Source organism: Bordetella genomosp. 11 (assembly GCF_002261215.1).
GTDB lineage: Bacteria > Pseudomonadota > Gammaproteobacteria > Burkholderiales > Burkholderiaceae_B > Bordetella_C.
Genome location: NZ_NEVS01000004.1, coordinates 488,269 through 507,425, shown reverse-complemented (window position 1 = coordinate 507,425; position 19,157 = coordinate 488,269). Strand labels below are relative to the sequence as shown.

Sequence of the window (19,157 nt, the reverse complement as noted above, 5' to 3'; positions counted from 1 at the left end):
CTATGTCTCCCCCACCTTCGCCCGCCACGTCGCCGTCATCCGCCATCCCGCCACATCCCGGCACCGCCTCCCCGGTCCCGGACTTCGATGTCGCCCAGGCCTGGTCCGGGCATCTGCGCCGCACGTTGCAGGCCCGGCCCGACCTGCATGCCTGGCTGCGCGAGGAAGGTGTCACGCAAGCGTTGACGCCGGCCGTCCTGCACGCCTGGCGCGATGGCCTGGCCGGCGGCGATGCCGTCCTGCCCGTGGCCGAGTGCCGCGCCGTGCTGCGGCGGCTGCGCGAGCGCGTCTTCTGCGCGCTGATGGTACGCGACCTGGGCGGCGTCGCCAGCCTGGAGGAAGTCGTCGGCGCGATGACCGCGCTGGCTGACCTGGCGGTGGGCGATGCCTATCGCAGCGTGGCGACCGACCTGGCCGCGGTGCATGGAATGCCCATCGATCCCGCGACCGGCGCGCCGCAAGAGATGCTGATCATGGGCATGGGCAAGCTGGGTGGCCAGGAACTGAACGTTTCCTCCGACATCGACCTGGTCATGCTGTACGGCGAAGAAGGCGAAACACCGGGACCGCGGCGCCTGAGCAACCACGAGTTCTACGGGCGGCTCACGCAGCGCATGATGCCGGTCCTTTCCGAACGCGACGCCAATGGCCACGTCTTTCGCACCGATCTGCGGCTGCGGCCCGACGGCGACGGCGGTCCGCTGGCCTGGAGCCTGGACGCTTTCGAGCACTACCTGGTGGGCCAGGGACGCGAATGGGAACGCTATGCGTGGCTGAAGGCGCGCCCCATGCCCGCGCGCGCCTTCGCCGGCAGCGATCCCGAGCCGCAATTGCGCCAGATGGAAAGCCTGCGCCAGCCCTTCGTCTATCGCAAATACTTCGATTTCGACGCATTGGCCGCCCTGCGCGCGCTGCGCGAGCGCATCCGCCTGGATTGGGAGCGGCGGGCGCTGGCCCGCAACGGCATGGACAGCGCGCTCAATATCAAGCTGGGCGAAGGCGGCATCCGCGAAATCGAGTTCGTCGTGCAGCTCTCGCAACTCATACGCGGCGGCCGCATGCCGGCGCTGCAGGTGCGCGGGCTGTTGCCGGCCCTGCATTGCGAACGCGACGCCGGGCTGATTCCGGCGGAGGACGCCGCGCGCCTGGAATCCGCCTATCGTTTCCTGCGGCGGGTGGAACATGCCCTGCAATACCGCGAGGACGAACAGACCCATCTGCTGCCCGCCGACCCGCCACAGCGCGCGGCGCTGGCCGCGGCATTGGGCCTGGAAGCCCACGCCTTCGAACGCACCCTGACCGAGCACCGCGCCTTTGTGGAGGAGACTTTCCGCAACGCCTTCAGGCTGGCGGGCGTGGGGGACGGCGAAAACGGCGGCAATGGCGGCAATGGCGCGACAGCGGGCGATGCCGCCGGCGCCAGCCGGACCGCCTGCAAGAACAGCGCCGCGCAGGACGGCGATCCTGAAACCGCGCTGATGGACGAAATCCATGCCTTGTTCGGCGCGGACGCGGAACAGCTGGCCGGCCGCGCGCGCGCCCTGCTGGGCGGCCCGCGGTTGCGCACCCTGCCGCCGGCCAGCCGCCAGCGCGTCGATATCCTGCTGCCCATGGCCATGCGGGCCGCGGCCCGCACCGTCGCGCCCGTCGCCGCGACCGTGCGCCTGTTCGACCTGATCGAAGCCATCGCGCAGCGCAGCGCCTACCTGGCCCTGCTCGCCGAATACCCCGACACGCTGGCACGCATCGCCCGCATGATGGCGGCCAGCCCCTGGGCGGCCCAATACCTGACCCAGCACCCGCTGCTGCTGGACAGCCTAATCGATTGGCGCACGCTGCACGAGCCGCTGGATTTCGCCGCGATGGCGCGCCAACTGGCCGCCGACCTGGATGCCTGCCGGCTGCCGGACGGCACCCCGGACATCGAAAGGCAGATGAACCTGATGCGCGATGTCCAGCGCCAGGCCAGCTTCCAATTGCTGGCGCAGGACCTGGAAGGCGAGCTGACGGTGGAAAAACTGGCGGACCAGTTGTCCGCCCTGGCCGACATGCTGCTGGCCGAAACGATGCGTCGCGTGTGGCCGCTGGTGAACAGGCAGCCGGACGCGGTGCCGCGCTTTGCCGTGATCGCCTACGGCAAGCTGGGTGGCAAGGAACTGGGCTACGTGTCGGACCTGGACCTGGTGTTCCTGTACGACGACCCGCGCGAGGACGCGGCCGAAGTCTACGCCAAGCTGGGGCGGCGCATGACGTCATGGCTCTCCACCATGACGTCTTCCGGCCGGTTGTACGAAGTGGACCTGCGCCTGCGGCCGGACGGCGACGCGGGCCTGCTGGCGGTTTCCGTCCAGGCATTCGCCGAATACCAGAGCAAGCATGCATGGGTCTGGGAACACCAGGCACTGACGCGCGCGCGCTTCGCCGCCGGCGATGCCGCCGTGGGCGCGCGCTTCGAGGCCCTGCGCAGGGAGATCCTGCTGCAACCGCGCGATGCGCAGGCGGTGCGCCAGGAGGTACTGTCCATGCGAGACAAGATCAGCGCCGGCCATCCCAACAAGACGGACAAGTTCGACCTGAAGCACGACCGCGGCGGTATGGTGGACGTCGAATTCGTCACCCAGTACCTGGTGCTGACACAGGCGCCCGCGCACCCCGTGCTGGTGGCCAATCTGGGCAACATCGCGCTGCTGGGCATCGCGGCGCGCGAAGGCCTGATCGATGCCGATATCGCCGCGCGGGCGGCCGACGCCTATCGCACGCTGCGCCGTGCCCAACACCAGATGCGCCTGCAGGGTCAGGAGAAGGCCCGCGTGGAGCCCTCCGTCCTGGCCGCGGAACGGCAGGCCGTACACGCCCTCTGGGACGCGGTTCTGGGGACGAATGCGGCGGCCCCGGTCCCCGCCTCGGAATAGCGGCGCCGCCGCACGCAATATAATGAGCGCTATGTCCGAACTCGTCCGCCCCACACTGCAATTGCCCGAAGGCCGCCGCAAAGTGCTGCTGCACTCGTGCTGCGCGCCCTGTTCCGGCGAAGTCATGGAAGCCATGCACGCTTCCGGCATCGAATACGCGATCTACTTCTACAACCCCAATATCCATCCGGTCAAAGAGTACGAGATCCGCAAGCAGGAAAACATCCGCTTCGCGGAAAAGCACGGCATCGAGTTCATCGACGCCGACTACGACATGGATAACTGGTTCGATCGCGTCAAGGGCATGGAAAACGAGCCCGAGCGCGGGGTACGCTGCACCGCCTGCTTCGACATGCGGTTCGAGCGCACGGCCCTGTATGCCCACGAGCACGGCTTCGACACGATCACCAGTTCGCTGGGCATTTCGCGCTGGAAGGACATGAACCAGATCAACGGTTGCGGCGAGCGGGCGGCGGCCCGCTATCCGGAGCTCGTCTACTGGACCTACAACTGGCGCAAGGGCGGCGGCTCGCAGCGCATGATCGAAATCAGCAAGCGCGAGAATTTCTACCAACAGGAATATTGCGGCTGCGTCTATTCGCTGCGCGATACCAATCGCCATCGGCGCGCGCAGGGCCGCGAGCGCATCCACATCGGCGTGAAGTTCTACGGCAAGGAAGGCCTGGTCAATCGGGAAACCCTGCTGGAAGACGACCCGCCGGCCGCGCCGGAAAACCGCTAGCGCCAGCCGGCGCCACGCGGCCTGCCCGCATGGCGTTTTGCAAGCTGCGATGTCCCCTCATTGCGCTCCCCCCACCCCGCCGGCGTACACTTTGCCCTCATTCCGTGCAACGCACCATGAGGACAATATGAACGGCGCCGAAAGTCTGGTCCACACGCTGCTGAAAAGCGGCATCGACACCTGCTTTGCCAATCCAGGCACCAGCGAGATGCACTTCGTCTCGGCGCTGGACCGCATCCCCGGCATGCATTGCGTACTGGCGCTGGCCGAAGGCGTCGTTACGGGCGCGGCCGACGGTTACGCACGCATGGCCGGCAAACCGGCCGCCACCCTGCTGCATTGCGGACCCGGGCTGGCCAACGGACTGGCGAACCTGCACAACGCCAGGCGCGCGAATACCCCCATCGTCAATATCGTCGGCGACCAGGCCACGCATCATCGTCCGCTGGACGCCCCGCTGACGGCGGACACCGAAGGCTGGGCACGGCCCGTATCGGGGTGGACGCGTACCGCCGCCGACGCTGCCACTATCGGCCGCGACGCGGCCGCCGCAGTCCAGGCTGCCCGCACGGCGCCGGGACAGATCGCCACCCTGATCGCGCCATCCGACACCTGCTGGAACCCCGGCGGCGTGGTGGCCGAAGCCCTGGCGCCGCCGCCGGCGCCCTGCGCCGACGAAGGCGTCGTCGCGGCCATCGCGCGGGTGCTGCGCGCCGGCGAGCCGGCCGTCCTGTTCGTCGGCAATTCGGCCTTGCGGGCTGGCCCCTTGGCCACGGCGGGGCGCATCGCGCACAAGACCGGCGCGCGCGTCATGGCGCCCAGTTCCAATGGCCGCGTCGAACGCGGCGTGGGGCGCTATCCCGTCACCCGCCTGCCCTACGCGGTGGAACCGGCAGTCGCGGCGCTCAAGGGGGTCAAGCATTTGATCCTGGTAGGCGCCAAGGCGCCGGTCGCCTTCTTCGCCTACCCGGACAAGCCCGCCCTGCTCTATCCGGACGATTGCATGGTCCATGTGCTGGCGCGCGAAGACCAGGATCTGGCGGACGCCTTGACGCGCCTGGCGGACGCGCTGGATGCCCGCGTGGATGCGCCCCTGGCCGAACGCCCGGTGCTGGAGCCCGCGCGCGGCGCGGTCACGTCGGAGGCAGTGGCGCAAACGGTGGCCGCCCTGCTGCCGGAGAACGCCGTGGTCGTCGACGAGGGCGTCAGCTTCGGCCGCGCCTTCTATCCCGGCACCATGAACGCCGCGCCGCATGATTGGCTGCAAATCACCGGCGGTGCCATCGGCAACGGTCTGCCCCTGGCCACCGGTGCGGCGATCGGCGCGCCGGGCCGGCGCATCGTGTCGCTGCAGGCGGACGGATCGGCGATGTACACGGTACAAGCGCTCTGGACGCAGGCGCGCGAACAGCTGGACGTGACCACCGTCATCCTGGCCAACCGCAAATACGCCATCCTGCTGGGCGAACTGCAAGGCGTGGGCGCGGCCGCGGGCAAGACGGCGATCGACATGCTGGACCTGACCCGTCCCAACCTGGAATGGGTCAGCATCGCCCAGGGCATGGGCGTGGAGGCCGCGCAGGCGGATACGATGGAAAAATTCGCCGATCTGCTGGCCATGGCGAACCGTCGCAAAGGTCCCTTCCTGATCGAGCTCGTCATATAGGAACCGCGCCCCGGAGCAAGCCGAGGTGTGCGGTAGCGGAGGCGTCTGCCAGGGGCACGAACACCACTAATGTCGTACCTCCGCCAAGAGGCTCCTTTACGGCAATGCAATCATTGAGCCGCTGAGGTCCGGAGACTGTCGTATTGGGCGACCTCTTGGCTCGAGGGGGCGTCCTGCCAGCCCGCACCAAGGGACTTGTAAAGGGCAATGACACCTCGGATCTCTTCCAACCGACTAAGCGCAAGTTCATCTCGCGCCTGGTTGACCGACCGCCGCGCGACGAGCACCGGCAGATACGCATTCAATCCCCGTTCGTAGAGCTTGGTCGAATGCGCCAAGGCTTGTTGGCTGGTGATAACGGCCTTGTTCAAGGATGCCTGGCGTTGCCGTTCACTGGTCCATGCCGTTAGGGCATCCTCCACGTCGCGAAGCGCAAGCCGCACGTCTCGTTCGTAGACCAGTCTTGCCGCATCGGCGTTGGCTTGTGCCGCCGCCACTCCCGCCCGCGCACGTCCTCCATCGTAGAGCGTTTGGCTGCCTTGCATTCCCGCCGACCAGACCAGGCTGGCGCCCGAGAAGAGTCTGTGAATGACGCTCGCCGTGGTGCCGATGTCCAACGGGATAAGAAACTTGGGAAAGCGTTCTGCTTCGGCGACCCCGATCTGGGCGCTGGCCGCGGCAATGCGTCGTTCGTCCGCCCGCAGATCCGGGCGTTGGCGGATCACTTCAGAAGGCATGGAAAGCGGCAGGTCAGCACGCATCGCCAACATCGGTGCGGCCTTGCCCAAGGCAGCGTGCCAGTCACCAGGAAAGCCACCTGCCAAGACGCCAATGGCATGGCTGAAGCGGGCAATATCCGCCTCCATCAACGGTGGCTTGGCTTCGGCTGTTTCACGTTCCGCACGCGCTTGCATGACATCGGCCAGGGACCCGAAACCCATCCGCTGCGCCTGTTCGGCCAATCGCTCCGCGTCAACGAGCGCGCGGATGTTGTCGCGCGAGATATCCAGACGTAGCTGCGTGGCACGCAGCCCTGCGTAATTGGAAACCAGTTCGGCAACCAGGCTTACTTGTAGCGCACGATGATCTTCGGCAAGCGCTTCTATACCCGCGTCGGCGGCTTCAATTGCCCGGCGAGTACCGCCGAACAGATCCAGTTCCCAACTGGCATCGAATCCCAGATGCCAGGCGCGTGACTCACCGCCGGACTGCGAAGTCAGTGCCTTGCTGCTGCGCAGGGCTTCTCTTGCGCCACCGGCCGAAACCGTGGGCCCGGAAGAAGAAGCGATCTGCACTCGCTCGGCACGTGCTTGCCGCAATCGCGCCAGTGCGATATCGAGATCCTGGTTTCGCATCAAGGTCTGATCGACCAGACTATCGAGCATGGGATCCTGGAATGATTTCCACCACGCACGGAGACCGTCCCGATCTCCTTTTCCGATGGTGGCTCCGGCCTCAACCCAGTGAGCAGGAACCTGCACCGCGGGTCTTCGATAGTCGGGGCCTACCGCCGTGCAGCCCGACAGCCAGACAAAGAACGAGAGCATCGTCAGTACTCGGCAACGTCGCGGCAGCGTGCGATTCGGTGATACGTGCATGATCACCCCTTACATCCAACGTTGCAGTACGGATACGAGCCAGCCCTGGGGTGGTGAGGCGCCTTCCGGCGTCGCCACTTCGATGCTGCCTGTCATGCCTGCCGCCAGCACGATGTCATGCGGAAGCTGCTCGAACGCCACACGGACAGGGATGCGCTGTGCCAGGCGAACCCAACTGAAGCTCGGCTCCACACTTGGCAAGCCTTGGGCATCGGCCTGTTGGTTGGCGTCGGTGATGCCTCGTCCGATGCTGACGACCCGGCCAGGGATGATCTTGTCGAACCCCATCAATCGGATCCGCGCGGCCGCACCGGGCTGGATGCCATGCAATTTTGTTTCCTCGAAATACCCGGTCATCCAGAAACTGTTTGCGTCCACCAAGGCGATATTCGGCTGCCCGGTCGCCGCGTAGTCTCCTTTACTCAATCGCAGGCGCGTGACATAGCCATCCACAGGGGCGCGTAAGACGGTGCGCGTCAAGTCGAGCTTGGCCTTATCCACATCGGCCTGCGCACTGCGCTGTTCAGCCCGGGCCGTGACCACCGCCTGGTTCGCGCGCTGGATTTCTTCGGCAGGCACGAGGTTCTCCATGCCTTGACGCCGCCTGGCATCCTGGATCTTCTGGCGCAGCGAAGCCGTCGCAGCGGCCAATCGAGCATCAGCCTGTGCCAATGCCAGGGCGAAGCTGGCAGAGTCGATGCGATAGAGCACCTGCCCCTGTTTCACGTACTGATCGTCTGACACCGCGACTTCGACTACGCTGCCGGACACCTCTGGTGCCATGCGTACGATCTGCGCGCTAACACGGCCATCGCGCGTCCAAGGGGCCAGGACATAGGCATGCCAAAGCGCGTTCACAAGCCATCCTGCGGCAATAACGACAATTAATGTAAGCCCCGCCCGTATCAACGGTTTTATCGAGAATGGAATCTTAGACATAGAGAATCAACGCTGAGACTACGCAGAGAGAGATAGCGAATTCGAACAAGCCGGGGTGCCAGACCCACCGCAATACGCCGCTGCGCGCAAGCACGAAGCGAACGCCTGAATAGACCGGCAGCGCGATACACGCATAGACAAAGAATGGCGGCAGGTAGATGCCGGCCCACGAAAACTCACTGAGCATCGGCATGGCCTCCAGATCGTTCTGAAAAGTAATCCGCATGGTTCTCCAGCAATGCGGCAATATCGAGCAGCACGACATTGAGTTGCCGTGTTTCGGCCATGGCGGCACCATCCATGGCTGGCAGTCGCAACAAGGCCTTGGCAGCGCGGCGTGCGTGTCTTGCAGCCAGACGGGGCTGGCTCGCGCGACGGCTCATGTTGCGAAAAGCGTCCGCCAGAACGCGATGCAAATCGGAGTCCCTGGGGGTCTGCCGCAGCCGTTTACGCACCCGCAGGACTTCACGGCCCAAGTGAATGCTGGCCAAAGCGTTGGATACGGCTCGGTCCATCGCCTCCGGCTGGGCCTTGAGCAAGGCACCGAGTTGCGCCGTGCGATGCTGTTGACGCCATTGCCATGTGTTCGACTCCGTCCGCGCGCCTCTCAAGGTACCGAGCGCTTCGTCGCGGATAGCCTGGTCCAGCCGTGCCACGTCACGGGACAAGTTGCGCGGCAGCACAACCCTGAACCCAAGCAGCGTGCAAAACGTCGCCAGTATCCAGGCCACGGAGCCATTGAGAAATACCGCAAGGTCGTAGCGCATCGGATTGTCTGGAGCCGCCAATGACGTGAATGCAACCAGATAGGCAACACTGGCCAATGCACGACGAGGTATCGTGGTCGCGTAAATCGCTGGCAACCAGAACAGGCCCAGGATCAGCAACAACAATGGCAGTCCAGAGACATGAGGCAGAACAACGAAAACGCAGATAAAGGCCATCACAACGGCCACCCCTGTTCCCTTGATGAATTCGACGGCGCCGAGCGCGGGATCGGATGCGGTAGACAGCAGCGCACAAGCGGCGGCCAAACCCGCCAACATCATCGCTCCGTACGACCATCCGGTTGCCACCCAGAACGCACCGCCAGACACGACGGTCAGTAAGGCTCGCAGCCCATTCTGAATCGCTGCCGACGTGTCGCGGTAGAACGGCACAGAGACTTGTGCCACTGTGGGCCGCGGAATATGGAAGCGCTCTATGCCCTTTAAAGCCTCAAGGTAATCGTCAAGCTGTTCGATCAGGCGATCGCCCGCGATCATCAGCGCGGAATGCTCCAGCGCATCATCGGGCGACGCCGCGGAGAGCATGTCCATCAATCGTGCACGCATATCGGACAACGCCTGGACCGCACCCGCCAGTCCCTCGGGGCCGGGTCCCTTGGCCAGCTCCAGACTGGCTTGCTGCCACGCCTTTTCCCAGGCGGGCTGCAGCGATCTCAATGCATCGAGGCTTGCACTGCTCTCCCGCATGGGAGGCGTCCCGCCTACCAATGCGGAAAACAAGGACGCCATCGTTTGTCGCACCGTACCGGCACGCTGGGTCAGGTCGGCGGACTCGGCTTTCCCCAGCGCGAGCAAGTCATCCACCCCATAGACTTCGGTAATGAGCTTGCGCCGACCGGCATCCAGAGGCTTGCCACCTGGTGCGTCACGGCCGTGTATCGCCTGGTGATTCGTCGAGAGCATGCCTGCGGTTGCCGCTGCCAGCCGATTGAGCTGGATCGCCAGACGGCTGCGTACGCTTTGGGTACTGAAGAGGGCGGACACCGCGGCCAGGCAGACCACGCCGATCAGCACGGACGCCCCGCGCCCCATCACTTGATCGAATGTACGTTCCGGATGCTGCATGGCACCGTAGGCGGCCAGGCCCACCGTGTATCCCGCCAGGGATGCACCATAGGCCCGAAAATGACGCAGGAGCGTCATCCCCGCCACGCAAAAGCCCAGCCACAGCCCGAATCCCAACAGGAACAGCCAGGGCATCTGCCCGAATGCGCTCATCAAAACGAACGCCGCCAACATGCCGGCCAAGGTACCCCACACCCGCCAGATCCCTTTGCCGATCACGGCACCCTGTACCGGACTAATGACGAGCAGCGCGCTGGAAGCCGCCGAATACGGCGCGTGCAGGTCCAATAAATAAGCGACAACGAGTGCCAACCACGCGGCAAGAATGGAACGCATGACGTAGGTCGCGCGCGGTGTTGTCAGGTCGAGGTGCGCCAGCCCATGTGCGGACCATTCCCCAAGTTGGGAAAAGCGGCGGGAAATGATGCTTGGAAATGCCGAAGCAACGTTCGGAGAACGCACGACAGAGCCCTACTACAGTGATTGATATGCATCACTGTAGGCATACCGCACGATTCCAAAAAGTGAATTTATTGCATTCGCATGAATGCATGAAACGCACTCATCGGGGAGCGGCTACCTCGCTGAGCTTTGCCGTTGGGCCGTCTGCGCCTCATCCATCTTGCAAAGGCCGTGGATCGTATTACGCAGCCATTGGTGAGCAGGGTCGCCATCCAGGCGCGGATGCCACGCCTGCGTCAATAGCACTGTCTCAAGGGGCGTCGGCAGTTCAAACAAGCGAATGTTCAGGCCGGCAGCGAGCGCGCTATGGGCCAGGTGCCTGGGTAAGGGCAGCAGCAAGTCCGAATCCTGCAACGCAAACAATGCGGTATAGGGACTGGGTACAACCAAAGCGACGTGCCGGCGCAGCCCTTGCGCCTCCAGCGCGGTGTCTATCGGCCCAGTGGCCTTGCCGCGCCGCGACACGTTAATGTGCTCCCAACGCGTGAGGCGTGCGGGTGTGATTTCATCGTCGAAGATCGGATGGCGCGCTCGCGCGACGCCCACGAACGTCGTGGTGAACAGCGACTGCACATGGATCTCTGGCCCCAGCTTGCGCGAAGCGCTGATGAAGAGATCAATGCGGCCATTGCGCAGCGCCTCTTCGTCCACGTCATCTTCCTCTGGCGAGAAACGCAGCATCGCCCGCGGCATTTCTGTGGCCATCGCGGCCAACAGGTGGCCCAAGTGGATGCTGACGAACTCATCGGTGGCACGGACGTTAAAACGCCTGTCCAGCGATTTCAGGTCGATCTCGGTGTCGGATTCAAAAACCTGCGTGGCCTGCTCGACTGCCGTGCGCACCCGCTCGCGCAACGCAAGTGCCTTCGGTGTGGGCATGAGTTTGCGGCCCACCAGGACAAACACCGGATCACCGAGCGCCTCTCGAATTCGGCTCAAAGTGCGGCTCATCGCTGGCGGACTCAAATTCATGCGACGCGCGGCGCCGATGACGCTTCCTTCATCCAGCAGCGCATCCAACGCCAATAGCAGGTTGAGATCAGGGCGCGCCATGCTGCTCCTCGCATCATTAACTATCGCGCAATCATATTTCAGATTGAGTGACTCAAGAAGCATTGATGGACCAACGCGTTGCCCCGGATATCGGTGAATGAAAACCCACCGTATCGGGCTGCGGCGGAGTCCGGCGAAGCGGTGCCGGAGTCATCTGAAATAAAAAAGGCGCCGCGAATGCGGCGCCTTTACGGGGCTGTCGTTGCCGGCCGTTACGGGCCGCGGCGACGGCCCGTCGGCCGGCGACATCACTGCAGCGTGCGCTCGAACACCAGCTTGCCGTCGCGCAGGTCCACCGGCACCACGTCGCGCGGGCCGAAGCGGCCTTCCAGGATCAGCTTGGCGACTGGGTTCTCGATCTGCTGCTGGATGGCCCGCTTCAAGGGACGAGCCCCGAACACCGGATCGAAGCCGGCCCTGGCGATCTCCGCCAGCGCGGCGTCGGACACCTCCAGCTGCATTTCCTGCTTCTCCAGCCGCTGCGCCAGGCGCTTGAGCTGGATCCGCGCGATCGATTCGATGTGCTGCGCTTCCAGGCCGTGGAATACGACGACCTCGTCGATCCGGTTCAGGAATTCCGGGCGGAACGACTGCTTCAACTCATCCCACACGACTTCCTTGATGACCTCGTAAGGCTTGCCGGCCATGGTCTGTATATGCTGCGAGCCCAGGTTGGACGTCATCACGATCACCGTATTGCGGAAGTCCACCGTGCGCCCCTGGCCGTCGGTCAGGCGACCGTCGTCCAGCACTTGCAGCAGCACGTTGAACACATCCGGGTGCGCTTTTTCGACTTCGTCCAGCAGGATCACGCTGTACGGCTTGCGGCGCACGGCCTCGGTCAGGTAGCCCCCTTCCTCGTAGCCGACGTATCCCGGGGGCGCGCCGATCAGGCGGGCCACCGAGTGCTTTTCCATGAACTCGCTCATGTCGATGCGGATCATGTGATCCTCGGAATCGAAGAGGAAGTCCGCGAGCGCGCGCGTCAGTTCGGTCTTGCCCACGCCGGTCGGCCCGAGGAACAGGAAGGAACCGTAGGGCCGCGAGGGATCGGACAAGCCGGCGCGCGAACGGCGGATGGCATCGGACACCAGGCGCACGGCTTCGTCCTGGCCCACCACGCGGCGGTGCAGGAACGCTTCCATGTCCAGCAGCTTCTCGCGCTCGCCCTGCATCATCTTCGATACGGGGATGCCCGTGGCACGCGACACGACCTCGGCGATTTCCTCGGCGCCGACCTGGGTGCGCAGCAGGCGCGGCCGGTTGCCCGATTCGGCCTCCTGCGCGCCGCTTTCCGCGGATTTCAGGCGGGCCTCCAGTTCCGGCAGCTTGCCGTACTGCAGCTCGGCCAGCTTGTCGAATTGGCCTTTGCGCTGCAGCTCGGCCATTTCGGCACGTACCTGCTCGATTTCTTCCTTGATGGCCTGGCTGCCTTGCACGGCGGCTTTTTCGGCCTTCCAGATTTCCTCGTAGTCGTTGTATTCGCGCTGGAGTTTTTCCAGCTCGTCCTCGATGACGCCCAGCCGGCGCTTGGAAGCTTCGTCGGCTTCCTTCTTGACCGCCTCGCGCTCGATCTTCAGCTGGATGATGCGGCGGTCCAGCCGGTCCATCACCTCGGGCTTGGAATCGATTTCCATGCGGATGCGGGCCGCCGCCTCGTCGATGAGGTCGATGGCCTTGTCCGGCAGGAAGCGGTCCGTTATGTAGCGGTGCGAGAGCTCGGCCGCGGCGACGATCGCGGGATCGGTGATCTCCACGCCGTGGTGCAGCTCATAGCGCTCCTGCAAGCCGCGCAGGATGGCGATCGTGGATTCCACGTCGGGCTCGCCGACCAGCACTTTCTGGAAGCGGCGCTCCAGCGCGGCGTCCTTTTCGATGTACTTGCGGTATTCGTCCAGCGTGGTCGCGCCGATGCAGTGGAGCTCTCCGCGCGCCAGCGCGGGCTTGAGCATGTTGCCGGCGTCGATGGCGCCTTCGGCCTTGCCCGCGCCCACCATGGTGTGCAGTTCGTCGATGAAGACGATGTTGCTGCCGTCGTCCTGCGCCAGCTCTTTCAGCACGGCCTTCAGGCGCTCTTCGAACTCGCCGCGGAACTTGGCGCCCGCCAGCAGCGCCGCCATATCCAGCGACAGGACGCGCTTGCCGCGCAGGCTTTCCGGCACTTCGTCATTGACGATGCGCTGCGCCAGGCCTTCGACGATGGCGGTCTTGCCGACGCCGGGTTCGCCGATCAGCACGGGGTTGTTCTTGGTGCGGCGTTGCAGGATCTGGATGGTGCGGCGGATTTCGTCATCGCGGCCGATCACCGGATCCAGCTTGCCCTGGCGGGCGCGGTCGGTCAGGTCCAGCGTGTACTTGGCCAGCGCCTGGCGGTTGGACTCGCCTTCGGCGCCCTGCACCGCCTCGCCGCCACGCACGGCGTCCACGGCGGATTCCAGGGCCTTCTTCTGCAGGCCGGCCTCGCGCAGGATGCGGCCTGCCTCGCCCTTGTCGTCGGCCAGGGCGAGCAGGAAGAGCTCGCTGGCGATATAGGTGTCACCGCGCCGCGCCGCTTCCTTGTCGGTGCGCGTCAGCACGTTCTGCAGATCCCGTCCGACCTGCACATTGCTTTCGCCCTGCACCTGGGGCAGGCCTTTCAGCGCATTATCGATGGCCGAGGGCAGGCGGTTGACCGCCACGCCGGCGCGCGCCAGCAGGCTGGACGCTCCGCTGTCGGGATCGCCGATCAGGGCGGAAAGGACGTGCAGGGGCTCGATGTAAGGGTGGTCGTTGCGAGCGGCCAGGCTTTGCGCATCGGCCAAGGCCTGCTGGAACTTGGTGGTGAGCTTGTCGAATCGCATAATGTGGTCGGTTTGTTGGGTTGGAGCCCGGCCGGGGGCCGTCTCGATGATCCACAAATGCGGGCTCCCTGGCGGGATTTCAATGCCCGGTCTCCACAATAAGCGATACACCCTCCCGATGGATACCTACGTTTTCGTCTACGGCACCCTGCGGCGCGGTGAAATCAACGACCTGACGGCCGCCGCCGCGCGCGCCGGCCTGCCCGCGCCGGAATACGCCGGCCTGGCCAGCCTGCGCGGCCGGCTGTACGACTTCGGCGACTGGCCCGGGCTGCTGCCCGATCCGGACGCGGCACCGGTGACGGGCGACGTTTACCGCATCGACCCGGCCCTGCTGCCCCTGATGGACGCCATCGAGGAATACGACCCGGCCGGCGGATCCTGTTTCGTCCGCCGCCGGCTGCGGCTGGAAGTCGCCGGCCGCCTGCTGGATTGCTACTACTACCCGATCGATCCAGCCCATATCGGCGATGCGATCCGCACGGACGCGACGGACTGGGTCGTCCACCGCAAGACCAGGATGCGCTAGGTGGGCCGGGACGAAAAAATGCCCGCCACCGGCAGCCGGTGGCGGGCATGCGGCCGGGCGCTCCGGCGCGGTCCCGTCAGACTTCTTCGTACAGCGGCAGGGTCAGGAATTCGGCGAACTCGTCCTGGGTGCTCATCTGCTCGAAGATGCGCGCCGCGCGGTCATAGGCCTGGCTGGGGCCGGCCACCTCGTGCACCTTGGCCAGCTCCTGCGGAATGAGCTTGCGCACCAGCTCGGCGGTGACCTTGGTGCCGTCATCCAGCACGCCCTTGGGCGAACGGATCCACTGCCATACCTGCGAACGCGAGATTTCCGCCGTGGCGGCATCCTCCATCAGGTTATGGATGGGCACGCAGCCGTTGCCGTCCAGCCAGGAGCCCAGGTAATGGATGCCCACATTGATGTTCATCCGCAGGCCGGTTTCGGTGATCGGCGCCTCGGGCTGGAAGTCCAGCAGATCGGCCGCCTTCACATTGACGTCCGGCCGCTGCTTGGCGATCTGGTTCGGCGCGTCGCCCAACACCTTGACGAACTCCTCCATCGCGACCGACACCAGGCCGGGATGCGCCACCCAGCCGCCGTCGTAGCCGTCCGTCGCGTCGCGCGTCTTGTCCGCGCGGATGCCGGCCATGGCCTGCTCGTTCTTGACCGGATCGCTCTTGATCGGGATCAAGGCGCTCATGCCGCCGATGGCCGGCGCGTTGCGGCGATGGCAGGTCTTCAGCAACAGCAGCGCGTAGGCACGCATGAACGGCGCGGTCATCGTGACCTTGGCGCGGTCGGCCAGGCAGAAATCGCGTTCCACCTTGAATTTCTTGATGCAGCTGAAGATATAGTCCCAGCGGCCGGCGTTCAGTCCGGCGCTATGCTCGCGCAGTTCGTACAGGATTTCGTCCATTTCGAAGGCAGCCAGGATGGTTTCCACCAGGACCGTCGCCTTGATCGTGCCCTGCGGAACGCCCAGGGCCTTCTGGGTATGGACGAAGATGTCGTTCCACAAACGCGCTTCCAGATGGCTTTCCATCTTCGGCAGGTAGAAGTACGGGCCGCTGCCGCGCGCCAGCAGTTCCTTGGCGTTATGGAAGAAATACAGGGCGAAGTCGAAAATGCCGCCGGATACCCGCTTGCCGTCGACCGTGACGTGCTTCTCGTCCAGGTGCCAGCCGCGCGGGCGCACCAGCAGGACCGCCGTCTTGTCGTTCAACTGGTAGGTTTTGCCGCCTTGCTCCAGGCGTATCGTGCGCCGCACGGCGTCCATCAGGTTGATCTGGCCGGATATCTGGTTATGCCAGTTCGGCGTATTGGAATCCTCGAAGTCCGTCATGTAGCTGTCGGCGCCGGAATTCAAGGCATTGATCACCATCTTGCGCTCGACCGGGCCGGTGATTTCGACACGGCGGCATTTCAGGTCTTCGGGAATGGGGGCGATGGTCCAGTCGCCCTCGCGGATATGGCGGGTTTCCGCCAGGAAATCGGGCTTCTCGCCGGCATCCAGGCGCTTGACGCGGGCCGCACGGGCGGCCAGCAGTTCCTGCCTGCGGGTCTCGAAGGTGCGGTGCAGGTCGGCGACCAGGGCCAGCGCGTCATGCGTCAGCACGGTTTCGAAGCCGGGTTCGATGGGGGCGCCGATGGCGACGCCCGCGGGCAGGTTCAAGCTCATTGCAGTCTCCGCGAAAGAATCTGATGTTTGCCAGTGTACGAAGGGCATATTGAATTAAAAAGCATATAAAAGTAGATTCATCTTTTATATTTATGCACAAGTGGCCGGTTTGGCCCGGTATGCCATGGACCGCTTCAAGCAATTGCAGACCTTCGTCGCCGTCGCCGCCCTGGGCAGCCTGTCGGCCGCCGCCCGCGCCGAAGGCGTGGCGCCCGCCATGATCGGCCGCCGCATCGACGCGCTGGAGGCCCGCCTGGGCGTGAAACTGCTGGTGCGGTCCACCCGCCGCCTATCGCTGACCGCGGAAGGCGGCACCCTGCTGGAGGACGCCCAGCGCATCCTGCGCGACCTGAACGATTCCGAAAGCCTGGTCGCCCAGGGCAGCGCGCGCCCCACCGGGCTGCTGCGCATCACCGCCCCGGCGGGATTCGGCCGGCGCCACGTCGCCCCCCTGCTGCCCGGATACGCCGAACACTATCCCGACGTCAGCGTTACGCTGGACCTGAGCGATCGCCTGGTCGACCTGGTCGACGAGCGCTACGACTGCGCCGTGCGCATCGGCGACCTGGACGACTCGGACATGGTGGCCATCCGGCTGGCCGACAACCGGCGCGTCGTCGTCGCGGCCCCCTCCTACCTGGCCCGGCATGGCACACCGCGCACGCCCGCGGACCTGGCCAGCCACCATTGCCTGTCCTTCGGCAGCCAGGGAAACCAGTCGCGCGGCTGGCTGTTCCGCGTAAACGGACAGGTGACGCCTTATCGCGTCGCCGGCCGGCTGGAATGCAGCGATGGCAGCGTGCTCCATCAATGGACGCTCGCGGGCTGCGGCCTGGCCTGGCGCTCGATGTGGGAGGTGCAGCAGGATCTGGCCAGCGGCCGGCTCAGGACTGTGCTGGACGACTACTGCGCGCCGCCCAACGGCATCTATGCCATGCTGCCCGAACGCAAGCACCTGCCCGCGCGGGTGCGCGCCTTCGTCGACCTGTTGCGCCAGGCCTACGCCGATCCGGGCTATTGGGGCGCGCCCGCGTCCGGCTGACGCGCATTCAGCGGCTTGCCACGTGGACGGGCCTACAATGCCGCGCATGCCATCCCGCGGCCCTGGCCGCTTCCGCCCGGATCTTTCATGCGCTTGGTTTTTTGCCTTTTGCTGGCGCTGTGCGCCGCCGTCTCGGCGAGGGCCCAGGACGACACCGGACCGCCGTTCGTCGGCACGCCGCCATGGCAGACGCTGGAACTCGGCCCGCGGGCACATCGCTATCCCTTTCCCGTCTACGCCAGCCGCACGCTGACGGCGGATAACCTGGCTCATATCGAGCACGTCGTCGTCATCGTTCACGGCGTCAAGCGCGACGCCGGCCACTATTACGAGACCGCGGCCGGCCTGCTGTGGATGGATCCGCCTGCCCTGGAGAACACACTGGTGATCGCTCCGAAGTTCGCGGGCACCATAGACCGCGGCTTCGAGCGCATGCCGGCATGGCACCGCGACCGCTGGATCGGCGACGGCGAGAGCGTCAAGGCGGCAGGCCGGCCGGCGCCGATCTCGTCCTTCGATGTCCTGGACGACCTGCTGGAATGGCTGGCGAATCGCGGAACGCTGCCCGCCTTGACCGACATCGTGCTGGCGGGCCACTCTGCCGGCGCGCAGATGGTGCAGCGCTACGCCGTCCTGAACGACATCGATGAAACCGTCCGCAAGCGCGGCATCGACGTGCGCTACATCGTTGCCAATCCCTCCTCCTACCTGTACTTCACGACCGACCGGCCGCGCGGCGATGGCGGCTTCGGCCCCTATAACCGCGGACTATGTCCGGACTTCAACGATTTCCGCTACGGCCTGGATCACCTGCCGCACGGCATCCGCGCGCAGGATCGCCTGCGGCTGGCCTCGCGTTATGCCAGCCGCGCGGTCAGCTATCTGCTGGGCGGCGCCGATACCAATCCCGAACACCGCTGGCTGGACAAACGCTGCGGCGCCGAGGCCCAGGGCGCGACCCGCCTGTCGCGCGGACGCGCCTACCTGCGCTACGAAGCCTGGCTGCCCGCGTTGAAGCACAACATCCACCAGGCCTGGGAGGTCGTCGGTGTCGGACACGACCAGCGCGGCATGTTCGGTTCCGAATGCGGCGCGCGCGCGCTGCTGGGCCCCGACGCCAAAACCACGCCGGGCGCCGCGTCCTGCGTGGCTCCCGCCGGCATCAAGGGGCCCTAGTCCGGCCGCCCGACGATACCCGGACGATATCCCGGGTCCGACCGCGGCTGGTATCGTATCGGTTCGACTATCCGCCCACGCAAGCACGCTCACGCAAGCCACCATCATGTCGCTCGAAGAACACTACACCGCCATCCTGCAACAACTGGGCGAGGATCCCACCCGAGAAGGCCTGCGCGACACGCCGGCGCGGGCCGCCAGGGCCATGCAGTATCTGTGCCGCGGCTACGCCCAGAACCTGGACGAGATCGTGAACGGCGCGCTCTTCACCTCGGACACCAAGGAAATCGTCCTGGTCAAGAACATCGAGCTGTATTCGCTGTGCGAGCACCACATGCTGCCTTTCATCGGCAAGGCGCACGTGGCCTACCTGCCCGACGGCAAAGTGCTGGGCCTGTCCAAGGTCGCCCGCATCGTCGATATGTTCGCCCGCCGCCTGCAGATCCAGGAAAACCTCAGCCGCCAGATCGCCGAAGCCGTCCAGCAGGTCACCGGCGCGGCGGGCGTGGCCGTGGTCATCGAGGCCCAGCACATGTGCATGATGATGCGCGGGGTGGAAAAGCAGAACTCGTCCATGGTGACGTCCGTCATGCTGGGCGAATTCCATGGCAACGCCGCCACGCGGGCGGAATTCATGAACCTGATCCGCTGACGCGGCCGGCGCCGCGCCGCGGCGCAGGGCGCG

The 19,157-nt window shown here is 65.3% G+C and carries 14 protein-coding genes; 7 read left to right on the top strand and 7 right to left on the bottom strand.

All coding sequences use genetic code 11. From position 1 onward, the window contains the following. Positions 1–2 precede the first annotated feature (2 nt). The 3 genes from glnE (at position 3) to CAL28_RS09900 (ending at position 5,320) form a co-directional block, all read left to right on the top strand. Entirely contained in the window at positions 3–2,912 is a 2,910-nt protein-coding gene (gene glnE / locus CAL28_RS09910; protein WP_094841229.1) for a bifunctional [glutamate--ammonia ligase]-adenylyl-L-tyrosine phosphorylase/[glutamate--ammonia-ligase] adenylyltransferase, read from the top strand. A gap of 31 nt (positions 2,913–2,943) precedes the next feature. Next, positions 2,944–3,654 carry an epoxyqueuosine reductase QueH gene (locus CAL28_RS09905; protein ID WP_094841228.1) on the top strand — a complete coding sequence of 237 codons (711 nt, stop codon included), beginning with the start codon at positions 2,944–2,946 and terminating at the stop codon, positions 3,652–3,654. A gap of 127 nt (positions 3,655–3,781) precedes the next feature. Continuing rightward, positions 3,782–5,320, top strand: coding sequence for an acetolactate synthase large subunit (locus tag CAL28_RS09900; RefSeq protein WP_094841227.1), 1,539 nt, complete (start codon positions 3,782–3,784; stop codon positions 5,318–5,320). Between the two features lie 110 nt (positions 5,321–5,430). Here the strand turns inward: CAL28_RS09900 and CAL28_RS09895 are convergent, their stop codons facing one another. From CAL28_RS09895 to clpB, 6 genes are all read right to left on the bottom strand, one after another. Beyond that, positions 5,431–6,918 (bottom strand): efflux transporter outer membrane subunit, encoded by a 1,488-nt coding sequence (locus CAL28_RS09895; RefSeq protein WP_094844535.1) that lies wholly within the window; start codon positions 6,916–6,918, stop codon positions 5,431–5,433. A gap of 9 nt (positions 6,919–6,927) precedes the next feature. Then, on the bottom strand, positions 6,928–7,776 hold the full coding sequence (locus CAL28_RS09890; protein ID WP_254926072.1) for an efflux RND transporter periplasmic adaptor subunit: 849 nt from the start codon (positions 7,774–7,776) through the stop codon (positions 6,928–6,930). A gap of 73 nt (positions 7,777–7,849) precedes the next feature. Next, positions 7,850–8,044, bottom strand: a complete 195-nt coding sequence (locus CAL28_RS09885; RefSeq protein WP_094841225.1) for a DUF1656 domain-containing protein — start codon at positions 8,042–8,044, stop codon at positions 7,850–7,852. Continuing rightward, complete coding sequence (locus CAL28_RS09880) at positions 8,034–10,172, bottom strand: FUSC family protein (protein WP_254926071.1); 2,139 nt, start codon at positions 10,170–10,172, stop codon at positions 8,034–8,036. The genes CAL28_RS09885 and CAL28_RS09880 overlap by 11 nt, the downstream gene beginning before the upstream one ends. Before the next feature lie 114 nt (positions 10,173–10,286). Further along, a complete protein-coding gene (locus CAL28_RS09875; RefSeq protein WP_094841223.1) occupies positions 10,287–11,225 on the bottom strand; it encodes a LysR family transcriptional regulator in 939 nt (312 codons plus the stop codon). Between the two features lie 248 nt (positions 11,226–11,473). Continuing rightward, positions 11,474–14,065 carry an ATP-dependent chaperone ClpB gene (gene clpB / locus CAL28_RS09870; RefSeq protein WP_094844534.1) on the bottom strand — a complete coding sequence of 864 codons (2,592 nt, stop codon included), beginning with the start codon at positions 14,063–14,065 and terminating at the stop codon, positions 11,474–11,476. A gap of 118 nt (positions 14,066–14,183) precedes the next feature. Between clpB and CAL28_RS09865 the strand changes: the two genes are divergently transcribed. Beyond that, entirely contained in the window at positions 14,184–14,594 is a 411-nt protein-coding gene (locus CAL28_RS09865; protein WP_094841222.1) for a gamma-glutamylcyclotransferase family protein, read from the top strand. 76 nt (positions 14,595–14,670) lie between these two features. Here CAL28_RS09865 and aceB read toward each other — a convergent pair whose 3' ends face one another. Continuing rightward, positions 14,671–16,254: a malate synthase A gene (aceB, locus tag CAL28_RS09860; RefSeq protein ID WP_094841221.1), complete on the bottom strand. Its 1,584-nt coding sequence runs from the start codon at positions 16,252–16,254 to the stop codon at positions 14,671–14,673. A gap of 124 nt (positions 16,255–16,378) precedes the next feature. On the opposite strand from aceB, the gene CAL28_RS09855 reads away from it, so the two are divergent. The 3 genes from CAL28_RS09855 (at position 16,379) to folE (ending at position 19,124) form a co-directional block, all read left to right on the top strand. Further along, entirely contained in the window at positions 16,379–17,296 is a 918-nt protein-coding gene (locus CAL28_RS09855; protein ID WP_094841220.1) for a LysR family transcriptional regulator, read from the top strand. A gap of 87 nt (positions 17,297–17,383) precedes the next feature. After that, positions 17,384–18,472, top strand: a complete 1,089-nt coding sequence (locus CAL28_RS09850; RefSeq protein WP_254926070.1) for a hypothetical protein — start codon at positions 17,384–17,386, stop codon at positions 18,470–18,472. A 106-nt stretch (positions 18,473–18,578) separates the two neighbouring features. Further along, positions 18,579–19,124 carry a GTP cyclohydrolase I FolE gene (gene folE / locus CAL28_RS09845; protein WP_094841219.1) on the top strand — a complete coding sequence of 182 codons (546 nt, stop codon included), beginning with the start codon at positions 18,579–18,581 and terminating at the stop codon, positions 19,122–19,124. Positions 19,125–19,157: the final 33 nt, after the last annotated feature.

Bases quoted from the DNA above. Each gene is read 5' to 3' on its own strand.
- CAL28_RS09850 (WP_254926070.1), top strand. From the start codon at position 17,384: ATGCGCTTGGTTTTTTGCCTTTTGCTGGCGCTGTGCGCCGCCGTCTCG.
- CAL28_RS09865 (WP_094841222.1), top strand. From the start codon at position 14,184: ATGGATACCTACGTTTTCGTCTACGGCACCCTGCGGCGCGGTGAAATC.
- clpB (WP_094844534.1), bottom strand. From the start codon at position 14,065: ATGCGATTCGACAAGCTCACCACCAAGTTCCAGCAGGCCTTGGCCGAT.
- CAL28_RS09855 (WP_094841220.1), top strand. From the start codon at position 16,379: ATGGACCGCTTCAAGCAATTGCAGACCTTCGTCGCCGTCGCCGCCCTG.
- CAL28_RS09895 (WP_094844535.1), bottom strand. From the start codon at position 6,918: ATGCACGTATCACCGAATCGCACGCTGCCGCGACGTTGCCGAGTACTG.
- CAL28_RS09905 (WP_094841228.1), top strand. From the start codon at position 2,944: ATGTCCGAACTCGTCCGCCCCACACTGCAATTGCCCGAAGGCCGCCGC.
- folE (WP_094841219.1), top strand. From the start codon at position 18,579: ATGTCGCTCGAAGAACACTACACCGCCATCCTGCAACAACTGGGCGAG.
- CAL28_RS09875 (WP_094841223.1), bottom strand. From the start codon at position 11,225: ATGGCGCGCCCTGATCTCAACCTGCTATTGGCGTTGGATGCGCTGCTG.
- CAL28_RS09885 (WP_094841225.1), bottom strand. From the start codon at position 8,044: ATGCTCAGTGAGTTTTCGTGGGCCGGCATCTACCTGCCGCCATTCTTT.
- glnE (WP_094841229.1), top strand. From the start codon at position 3: ATGTCTCCCCCACCTTCGCCCGCCACGTCGCCGTCATCCGCCATCCCG.
- aceB (WP_094841221.1), bottom strand. From the start codon at position 16,254: ATGAGCTTGAACCTGCCCGCGGGCGTCGCCATCGGCGCCCCCATCGAA.
- CAL28_RS09900 (WP_094841227.1), top strand. From the start codon at position 3,782: ATGAACGGCGCCGAAAGTCTGGTCCACACGCTGCTGAAAAGCGGCATC.